Genomic DNA, 9729 nt, shown 5'->3' on the forward strand with positions numbered 1-9729 from the left:
ATCCGGACGCGGACGTAGGCGCGGCGGCCGCCGCGGCGCTGCGCGAGCTGTCGCGGCGGCTCGATCGTCCACTGTGATGGGCGAACGCCGCGTCAGGTCTTGCGGATCGCGGCGAGGAAGAGGTCGCAGAGGTCCCTGGCGTACTGCCCGAGGTCCAGATCGGGGTCGGAGATCAGCAGCTCGGCGACCGCATCCATGGCGGCGCGGATGCTGGTGGCCACCAGCCGCCGGTTCACCTCGCGGAACTGCCCGGCGCACTGCCCCATCTCGATGACGCGCTCCATCGCGCTGAGCATGATGTCGGCGCCGGTGATGTCGGGTACGGCGTAGCGGGCGTAGGCGGCGATCTGGGCCAGGGCCAACAGCTGGTTGCGGTTGGCGCCCAGGAACTCGAGGTTGGATTCGATGAAGGCGCTCAGCTTGGACGTGGCGTCGGGGGCGGACTCGACGCGGGAGCGGACGTGGGCCTCACCGTTGGCCACGACCTGGGCGGCGACCTGGATGATGAGCTCCTCCTTGCCCGCGAAGTGGTAGGAGATCACCCCCTTGCTGATGCCCGCGCGCTGGGCGATCTTGGCCAGGGAGGTCTGGACGTAGCCCTCCTCGGCGATCGCGTCGATGGCGCAGGACACGATCTGGGCGCGCCGCGCCTCCTCGATGAAGGAGCGCTTCTTCTCGTCTGCCCCATTTTCTGACCGCATGGCCAAAAGGTAACACGGTTGACCAAATATTTGGCTCGATCCCTTGCCGCGTTCTGACCCATCGTGCTAGCGTTTGGCCAGTTGGTCAAAAATCTAGTCCGCCGATCAGATAGTTGCCTGGTTGGTTACGAGAGGAAGCCGGATGAGCACCGAAACTCAGACGCCGATCCACCTGGCGGGCGCCCTGGCGCCGGTGCCGGACGAGATCGACGCCGTGGACCTGCCGGTGCGGGGCAGCCTGCCAAAGGAGCTGAACGGCCGCTATCTGCGCAACGGCCCGAACCCGCGGCCGGGCGAGAATCCGGGCCACTGGTTCGCCGGGCACGGCATGCTGCACGGCGTGCGGATCGCCGACGGCAGGGCCGAGTGGTATCGCAACCGCTGGGTCCGCACCGCCAAGCTGGCCGGCGAGCCGCGCCAACGCCCCGACGGCGGCGTCAACCTGACCGCCCACTCGGCCAACACCCACGTCATCCACCACGATGGACACCTGCTGGCGCTCAGCGAGGGCGGTCTTCCGTACGAAGTGGACCGCGAGCTGAACACCCTCGGCCCCTGCGACTTCGGCGGCCGCCTCACCACGGCGATGACCGCCCACCCCAAGCGGGACCCCGTCACCGGAGAGCTGTTCTTCTTCGGGTACTCCCTGAAGCCGCCGTACCTGACCGGCCACCGGCTGTCGGCCCGCGGCGAGCTGGTGTCCAGCACGCCGATCGACGTGCCCGGGCCGACCATGATGCACGACTTCGCCATCACCGAGCGCTTCATCATCTGGATGGACCTGCCGATCACCTTCCACCCCGAGCTGGTCGGCAAGGGCTCGCCGTTCCAATGGGACGACGCCTACGGCGCCCGGCTCGGCGTGATGCCGCGCGACGGAAAGCCGCGGGTGACGTGGTTCGACGTCGAGCCCTGCTACGTCTTCCACGTCGCCAACGCCTTCGACGACGGCGACGACGTCGTGCTGGACGCGGTGCGCTACGACCGCTCGGGCTGGGCCCGGGTCTGGACCGGCGCCCGCGACGCCGCCGACGGCAACATCGCGCTGTACCGCTGGCGGCTCGACCTGGCCGGCGGCACCGCGAGCGGAAGATACCTGGACGACACCGGCGTCGAGTTCCCCACCATCAACGAGACCCGCCTCGGGCGGCCCAACCGCTACCTGTACTCGGTGGCCGACGACTTCGAGGCCGAGCGCGCCGCGTTCGTCAAGTACGACACCGTTTCCGGCTCCAGCGCCGCCCACCGGCTCGAGCCCGGCATGCGGCCGGGCGAGGCCGTGTTCGTGCCCGCCGCGGACGCCACCCGCGAGGACGACGGCTGGCTGTTGTCCATAGTGACCGAACGGTCGGGGCGAAGCTCCGAGCTGCTGGTGTGCGACGCCAGTGACCCCACCGCGGCGCCCCGCGCCGCCATCGAACTGCCCCGCGCCGTACCGGCCGGGTTCCACGGCTCCTGGATCGAGGAAGAGTAAAACATATGAGCGACAACGACAACAGCAAGCGCGGCGCGGCCGTGATCGGCATCCTGCTCGACGTCCTGCCGCCCCTGATCGCCTACTTCGGACTGCGGGCCTTCGGTGTCAGCACCGAGCTGGCGCTCCTGGGCAGCACGGCGGTGGCGGCGCTGCGGGTGATCTTCGTGGCGGCGCTGACTCGCCAGTTCGACGCGATCGCCGGGTTCGTCATGGCGATCTACGGCCTGTCGGCGGCGATGACGCTGCTCAGCGGGGATCAGCGGATTCTGCTGCTGCGCGACTCCATCACCACCGGGGTACTGGCGCTCGGCCTGTTGATCAGCTTCGCGATCCGCCGTCCCCTGATCTACTACGCCGCCAAGCGCGCGGGCGGCCCCGCGGGCCATGCCGAGTGGGAGACCCGCTGGGCCAACGAGCCCGGCGTCCGCCACACCTTCATGACGCTGACCATGGGCTGGGGCCTGGGCCTGTTGGCCGAGGCGCTGGTGCGGGTGCCGCTGATCTACGTGCTCAAACCCGACGTGGTGGTCGGACTGTCCACGGTGCTGCAAATCGCCACCGTCGCGGGGCTGGTCGTCTGGAGCATCAAGTACGTCAAGGGCCGCCAGGCTCGCGCGAACGCCGTCGCCGCCTGACGCGTTCGGTCAGCTCCTCGGGCAACAGATGCCACAAAACCCAAAAATACGTAACATAGATGAACATCTATTAGCGTTTCGGATTCTGTTGCCCGAGGAGAGATTCGATGCGATTCACCAAGCGCCCCCAGCCCCGACGATGGTCGAGACCCTGGCGAGTGATGGCACTCGTCGCGGTCGCGGCCCTGTCCGCGATCGTCCCTGCGGCCGGATGGGCCGACTCGAGCGCTCGACCCACCGCCACCGGCGAATTCCGCAACCCGCTCAACGGCGGCGCGGACCCGACGATGGTCTACTTCAACGACAACTACTACCTGTCCACCACCCAGGGCGATCGGATCTCGATCTGGAAGGCCGGCAGCCTGGCCGACCTGATCACCGCGCCCAAAAAGGACATCTGGACCGACACCGACCCCAGCCGCGACCAGCAGTTGTGGGCCCCGGCCCTGAAGCGGGTCGCCGGCTCCGACGGCGCACGCTGGTACCTGTACTACACCGCCAGCGACGGCACCGACGCCGCGCACCGGATGTTCGTGCTGGAGTCCGAGGGCGACGACCCCGAGGGCCCGTGGCACTTCAAGGCGAAGATCGCCGACTTCGGCGAGTACGGCATCGACGGGGAACCGTTCACGCTCAACGGAAAGGACTACTTCATCTGGACCGGCCCCGGCCGAGGCCAGGGCGGACCGGCGCAGCTGTACATCTCCCCCATGACCGATCCGTGGACCACCACGGGCGATCGGGTGGCGATTCCCGCCGACGGCGGCTGCGACGAGGTCCGCGAGGGCCCGACCGCGTTGTACGGCAAGGGACAGACGTTCCTGACGTACTCCACATGCGACACGGGAAAGCCCGACTATCAGCTGTGGATGAAGAGCATCGCCGACGGCGCCGACCCGATGAACCCGGACTCCTGGGTGCAGCACCCCGGCCCGATCTTCTCCCGCAACGACGACGCGGGCGTCTACGGCCCCGGACACCACTTCTTCTTCAAGTCGCCCGACGGCACGGAGGACTGGATCGCCTACCACGGCAAGAACACCAGCTCCTACACCTACGAGTACCGCACGACGCGGGCGCAGAAGATCTCGTGGAACGCCGACGGCACACCGAATCTCGGCGCGCCGCTGGCGGCGGGAGCGACCCAGGAGCTGCCGTCGGGCGACCCGGGTCCAGGGACCCGGGCGATCAACGACACCGACGTCGGCACCGACGACTTCCAGGTCGGCTACACCGGCAACTGGAACGCCGGCAGCGGTTGCGGCAACCAGTGTTTCTACGGAAACGACCACTGGACGCAGGAGGCGGGCGCCACGGCGACGTTCACGTTCACCGGCTCGCAGATCGCGCTGTTCAGCGTGCGGGACACCGGAAACGGGTACGCGACGTTCTCGATCGACGGCGGCGCCGAGTCCGACAGGGTCGACTACTACAGCGACGTGCGCGTCGGCGAGAACCCGAACTACATCAGCCCGAAGCTGGCTCCCGGCAAGCACACGCTGCGGGTCACGGTGACGGGTGAACACAATGGAAGCGCCGGAGCGGCGATGGTCAGCATCGACCGCGCCGAGGTCTGGGAGTAGCGGCGCGAAGGGCTGGTTCCCCTCACCGACCGGGTGATCAGCCCTTCAGTCCGCTCCTCGAGACTCCCTCGATGACGTAGCGCTGGGTGAACAGGAACAGGGCCAGCACGGGGATCGCGGTGATCACGGCGCCGGCCATGGCCACGGGGTAGTCGGCGATGTAGGCGCCCTGCAGGGACGCCAGGCCGGGCGGCAGGGTCATGTTCTCGGGGTTGAACATGACGTACACCGGCCACACGAAGTCGTTCCAGTTGGTGAGGAACGACAGCACGGCCAGGGTCGCCAGGGCCGGTTTGGACAGCGGCAGCACGATGCGCAGGAAGATCTGGAAGTGGTTGGCGCCGTCCAGAAGCGCGGCCTCCTCCAGGGCCGGCGGCAGGGACATGAAGAACTGCCGCAGGAAGAACACCCCGAAGGCGCCCGCGGCGCCGGGGATGGCCAGGGCCCACAGACTGTCGATCCAGCCCAGCGAGTCGACGATCAGATAGTTGGGGATCAGCATGACGAAGCTCGGGACGAACAGGGTGCTGATGATGAGACCGAACAGCACCTTGCGTCCGGGGAATTCCATGCGCGCCAGGGCGTAGGCAGCGGAGGAGGCGACCACCAGGACCAGGGCGGTGTGTCCGACGGCGGCGATCATGCTGTTGGTGAACCAGGTCAGCACGGGCGCCTGGGAGTCGCCGCCCATGATGGTGCCGTATCCCTTGCCGGAGACGTGTTCCGGCAGGATGGTCGGCGGCATCCGCAGCGCCTCGTCGCGGGACTTCAGCGAGGTGATGAACATCCACACCAACGGCGCGATGAACACCAGGGACAGTCCGATGAGGATGGTGTACCAGCCGATGCTGGCGCCCTTGCGGCGGCGGGAGACGGTGGCCATGGTGATCATTCCTTGTACCGCATGAGGCGGAAGTTCAGGATGCTGACCACCGCCAGCATCAGCGCCAGCACGAAGCCCATCGCCGCCGCGTTGCCCATCTTGAAGCCGCGCAGGCCCTCCTGGGCGATGTACATGATGGCGGTGCGGGTGTCCTTGCCCGGGGAGCCGTCGGTGACCAGATAGGACTGCCCGAACATGTTGGCGGAGGCCAGGATGGTGATGGTGACGACGAAGGCCATGACCGGGCGCAGTCCCGGCAGCGTGACGTGCCAGAAGCGGTGCCAGACCCCGGCGCCGTCGATGGAGGCGGCCTCGTGAAGCTCGGCGGGGACGTCCTGGAGACCGGCCAGATAGATGACGGCGTTGAAGCCCAGCGTCCACCACACCGTCATCGCCACCAGGCCGATCCAGGCCCACGGCAGGCTGTTGACCCACGCGGTGTGGTCGGGCAGGCCGATCAGTCCCGCCACGAAGTTGACGGCGCCGACGTCGGGGTCCAAAAGGTAGCGCCACAGTAGACCGACCACGGCCACGCCCAGCACGTACGGCGCGAAGTACAGGGCGCGAAACAGGTTGCGGCCCGGGAACCTGCGATGCAGCAGCAGCGCGATGCCCAGCGGAATCACCACCAGGAACGGCACGCTGGCGACGGTGAAGATCCCGGTGGCGCGCATGCTCTGCCAGAAGTCGTCGAAGTCCAGCGAGTCCGGGTCGAACAGGTCGGTGTAATTGGACAGTCCCGCCCAGGGCTTGTTGGGCAGCATGTAGTCCCACTCGTGCAGGCTGATCCAGACGCCGAACACGATCGGTGCCGCCACGAAGGTGCCGAACAGCAACAGGTACGGCGCCAGGAACAGGTACGGGGTGAACCGTCCGGTGTGGCGGGTGCGGTTGCGCTCAGCCATACTTCTCGCGGTTCTCCTTGAGCACCTTCGCGGCCTTACCCGCGGCGTCGGACAGCGCGTCGGACGGCTTCTTCTTCAACAGCACCGCCTCGTTGACGGCGGTCTCGATGTACGGCATCACGTCGCCGATCCCGGCCAGGGACGGCGCGAAGTGCAGGTCCTTGATCTGGGTGGCCAGGATGGACTGTTCCTTGAGCGCGGCGAACGCCTTGGACTCCCGCACGCTGGTGCGCGCCGGGATCTGCCCGCTCTTGGCCCACTCCACCGACTTGCGGCTGATCCAGTTGACGAAGACCTTGGAGGCGGCCTGCTTGTTGGTGTCGGGCGACAGCTGTTTGAGCAGCACGAAGTTGTGGGAGTTGGACCAGGCGGCCTTGCGGTCGCCGATCTGCGGCAGCGGCGCCACGCCCCAGTCCAGGCCCTTGACACCGGCGAAGGTGTTGATGTTCCAGATGCCGTTCCAGTTGAACGCGGTCTTGTCGTTCTGGAACGCCACGGCGTCGGCGTCCTGGCCGATGTTCTTGGGGCTGTAGCCGTCCTTGACCACGTCGACCATCCAGGTCAGCGCCTTGACGCCGCCGTCGCCGGCGAAGTCGGGCCTGGTGTTGTCGGAGGTGAGGATGTCGCCGTTGAACTGCCACAGTAGAGACTGGAAGGTCTGGGAGCCGGTGAACGGGAACGGCGTCATCCACATGCCCTTGATCTTGTGCTTCTTCAAGGCGTGCAGGGCATCGGCGTAGTCGTCGGCATTGGACGGGGGCTTGTCGGCGTCGAGCCCGGCGGAGTCCAGGACCTTCTTGTTGTAATACATGCCCAGCGGGTGCATGTCGAGCGGGATGCCGTAGCGCTTCTTCTGGTAGACCCCGGCGTCCCACACCGGGGCGGCGAAGTCCTTTTTGGCCAGATGCAGGGCGTCGGCGACGTCGTCCAGGGGCAGGATCACGCCGCGGGCGGCGGCGGTGGCCAGCTCGTCGATGTGCATGATGCCGACCTCGGGGGCCTTGCCGCTCTTGACGGCCGCGGGGACCTTCTCGTTGTAGGTCTCCCACTTGTAGGTGGTCATCTTGACCTTGATGTTGTCGTGCTCGGAGTTGAACCGCTTCACCAGCTTCAGCATCACGGGGCCGTCGCCGCCGGTGAAGCCGTTCCAGAAGTCCAGGTCGACCTTGGGTCCGTTGTAGGTGGTGCCGCCGTGGCTGTTGTCGGCGGTCTCGCCGGAACCGCCGCACGCCGACAGTGCCATGGCGGCGGAGCCTCCCGCCACCAGTCCGAGCAGGCCGCGCCGCGACAGCGGGCCGAATGTGGAGAGCCTCATCGTTGTTCCTTCTTTCTCAACGGGGGTTGAAGCGCAGCGCGTTCCAGGACACCGCGGGCAGCCGTACCGCGCAGCGGCCACCGTCCACGCCGGACGGTGTGATGGTTCGGGGGCGGACCCGTTCGGGCTCGGCGGCGCTGTTGGTCGCCGAGGCGTCGGAGTCGGCCAGCACGATGTGCTCGGCGAGGGTGGTGTCGCCCAGCGCCCGCGCGTCGACGCTCAGGTCCAGGGGTTGGCGGCTTCGGTTGACGGCGAACAGGACGCACGCGCCGGTCTCGGGATCGCGGGTGGCCACCGTGGAGAGGGCGGGTACCTCGCCGTGGGCGTCGGTGTCGTGGCGGGGGCCCCGGGGTTCGGTGCGCAGCACCACGCCGCGCGCCAGCCTGGCCGTCAACGCGAAGGGGTGGAAGACGGTCTGCCGCCAGGCGGGGCCGTCGCCCGCGGTCCTTATCGGAGCGATGACGTTGACCAGCTGGGCCTGGTTGGCGATGGCGACGCGGTCGGCGTGGCGCAACAGGGTGAGCAGCAGGTCGCCGACCACGACGGCGTCGGTGACCGAGTAGTCGTCCTCGATGAGGGCGGGCGAGTCGATCCACTCCCGGTCGCCGGGTTCGGTGAAGCGGCTCTGGTACCACACGTTCCACTCGTCGAAGCTCAACCCGATCCGCTTGGTCCTGCGGAGCTTCGCGCCGATGGCGTCGCATGTGGACACCACGTCGGAGATGAAGCGGTCCATCACCACCCCCGAGGCCAGGAAGCTGTCGGCGTCGGTGGTGTCGGGGTCGAAGTAGTGGTGCAGGGAGACGTAGTCCACCTGGTCGTAGGCGTTCTCCAGCAGGGTGGCCTCCCACTGCCCGAACGTCGCCATGCCCGAGTTGGAGCTGCCCGCCGCCACCAGTTCGATCGACGGATCGATGATCCTCATCGCCTTGGCGGTCTCGGCGGCGATGCGGCCGTATTCGTGCGGGGTCTTCTGGCCGACCTGCCAGGGGCCGTCCATCTCGTTGCCCAGGCACCACAGCTTGATGTCGTAGGGGTCGGCGGCGCCGTGCTTGCGGCGCAGGTCGGACAGGTGGGTGCCGCCGGGGTGGTTGCAGTACTCCAGCATGTCGCAGGCCTCGGCGACGCCGCGGGTGCCGAGATTGACGGTCATCATCGGCTCGATGTCCGCCTCGGCGGCCCAGTCCATGAACTCGCCGAGCCCGAACGCGTTGGTCTCCAGGCATCTCCACGCCAGGTTGAGGCGGCGGGGGCGCTCGGCCAGCGGCCCGATGCCGTCCTCCCACCGGTAGCTGGACACGAAGTTGCCGCCCGGGTAGCGCACCACGCTGACGCCGAGCTCGCGCACCAGCTCCAGCACGTCGGCGCGCAGCCCGCGTTCGTCGGCGTGCGGGTGGCCGGGGTCGTAGATCCCGCCGTAGACGCACCGTCCCATGTGTTCGACGAAGGAACCGAAGACGCGGCGATTCACGGGTGCGACCTCGAAGGCGGGGTCGAGCGAGACCGTGGCTTCCTGGCGGGCGTCGTTCACGCGGTGCCTCCCGATCCGTCCGGCGACAGTGGTGTGAGCTACTTTTTACACTTGTTTTACAACGTTGTAAAGGCCAAGATCGACAATTGTCAATCCTTGTCGTGTGCGACGATGTAGCCCCCATTCATCGGGAGGAGTGGTGACGCGGTGCGGACCCGCCTGAAGGACGTCGCGGAACTGGCCGGGGTGTCCATCAAGACCGTCTCCAATGTGGTCAATGGCTACCCGCACATCCGGCCCGAGACCCGCAGGCGCGTCGAGCGGGCCGTCTCCCAGCTCAACTACCGACCGAACCTGTCGGCCCGCAACCTGCGCGCCGCCCGCTCGGGCGTCATCGCCCTGGCCGTGCCCGAACTGGACGTTCCCTACTTCGCCGAGCTGGCAAGGCATGTGGTCGCCGCCGCCGAGGATCGAGGATGGACGGTCCTCATCGACCAGACCGAGGGCTCGCGGGATCGCGAGCGGGTGGTCACCTCGGGCATCCGCCGCGAACTCATCGACGGGCTGATCTTCAGCCCCCTGGCGCTCACCGCCGACGACCTGGCCGAGCGCACCGACACCACCCCCATGGTGCTGCTGGGCGAGCGGGTCGGCGGCGACGCCCGGCCGCCGGTGGCCGACCACATCCTGGTCGACAACGTCGCCGCCGCGCGCGAGGCCACCGCGCACCTGGTGGGCCTGGGCCGCCGCCGCGTCGCC

The 9729-nt window shown here is 67.9% G+C and carries 9 protein-coding genes; 4 read left to right on the forward strand and 5 right to left on the reverse strand.

What is annotated here, in order from left to right; all coding sequences use genetic code 11:
• Nucleotides 1-92: 92 nt before the first annotated feature.
• Nucleotides 93-701: a TetR/AcrR family transcriptional regulator gene (locus tag VE172_RS20735; protein WP_324803896.1), complete on the reverse strand. Its 609-nt coding sequence runs from the start codon at nt 699-701 to the stop codon at nt 93-95.
• A gap of 142 nt (nt 702-843) precedes the next feature.
• On the opposite strand from VE172_RS20735, the gene VE172_RS20740 reads away from it, so the two are divergent.
• From VE172_RS20740 to VE172_RS20750, 3 genes are all read left to right on the forward strand, one after another.
• The gene (locus VE172_RS20740) at nt 844-2175 is read left to right on the forward strand and encodes a carotenoid oxygenase family protein (protein WP_324803897.1); all 1332 of its coding nucleotides are present in this window, start codon (nt 844-846) and stop codon (nt 2173-2175) included.
• Between the two features lie 5 nt (nt 2176-2180).
• Nucleotides 2181-2813: a VC0807 family protein gene (locus tag VE172_RS20745; RefSeq protein ID WP_324803898.1), complete on the forward strand. Its 633-nt coding sequence runs from the start codon at nt 2181-2183 to the stop codon at nt 2811-2813.
• Nucleotides 2814-2974: 161 nt separating this feature from the next.
• Complete coding sequence (locus VE172_RS20750; RefSeq protein WP_324803899.1) at nt 2975-4396, forward strand: glycoside hydrolase family 43 protein; 1422 nt, start codon at nt 2975-2977, stop codon at nt 4394-4396.
• Nucleotides 4397-4433: 37 nt separating this feature from the next.
• On the opposite strand, the gene VE172_RS20755 is transcribed toward VE172_RS20750, so the two are convergent.
• Genes VE172_RS20755 through arfA form a run of 4 tightly spaced genes read right to left on the reverse strand, consistent with a single transcriptional unit; the run spans nt 4434 to nt 9030 of the window.
• Nucleotides 4434-5288: a carbohydrate ABC transporter permease gene (locus VE172_RS20755; RefSeq protein ID WP_414715135.1), complete on the reverse strand. Its 855-nt coding sequence runs from the start codon at nt 5286-5288 to the stop codon at nt 4434-4436.
• Entirely contained in the window at nt 5285-6184 is a 900-nt protein-coding gene (locus VE172_RS20760; protein ID WP_324803901.1) for a carbohydrate ABC transporter permease, read from the reverse strand. Before VE172_RS20760 ends, VE172_RS20755 begins: the two co-directional genes overlap by 4 nt.
• Complete coding sequence (locus tag VE172_RS20765; protein WP_324803902.1) at nt 6177-7499, reverse strand: ABC transporter substrate-binding protein; 1323 nt, start codon at nt 7497-7499, stop codon at nt 6177-6179. The genes VE172_RS20760 and VE172_RS20765 overlap by 8 nt, the downstream gene beginning before the upstream one ends.
• 16 nt (nt 7500-7515) lie before the next feature.
• Nucleotides 7516-9030 carry an arabinosylfuranosidase ArfA gene (gene arfA / locus VE172_RS20770; protein ID WP_324803903.1) on the reverse strand — a complete coding sequence of 505 codons (1515 nt, stop codon included), beginning with the start codon at nt 9028-9030 and terminating at the stop codon, nt 7516-7518.
• A 147-nt stretch (nt 9031-9177) separates the two neighbouring features.
• On the opposite strand from arfA, the gene VE172_RS20775 reads away from it, so the two are divergent.
• Nucleotides 9178-9729 (forward strand): LacI family DNA-binding transcriptional regulator (locus VE172_RS20775; RefSeq protein ID WP_324803904.1); only part of this gene is annotated, 552 nt, incomplete at its 3' end.

This window comes from Stackebrandtia sp. (assembly GCF_035643755.1).
Lineage (GTDB): Bacteria > Actinomycetota > Actinomycetes > Mycobacteriales > Micromonosporaceae > Stackebrandtia.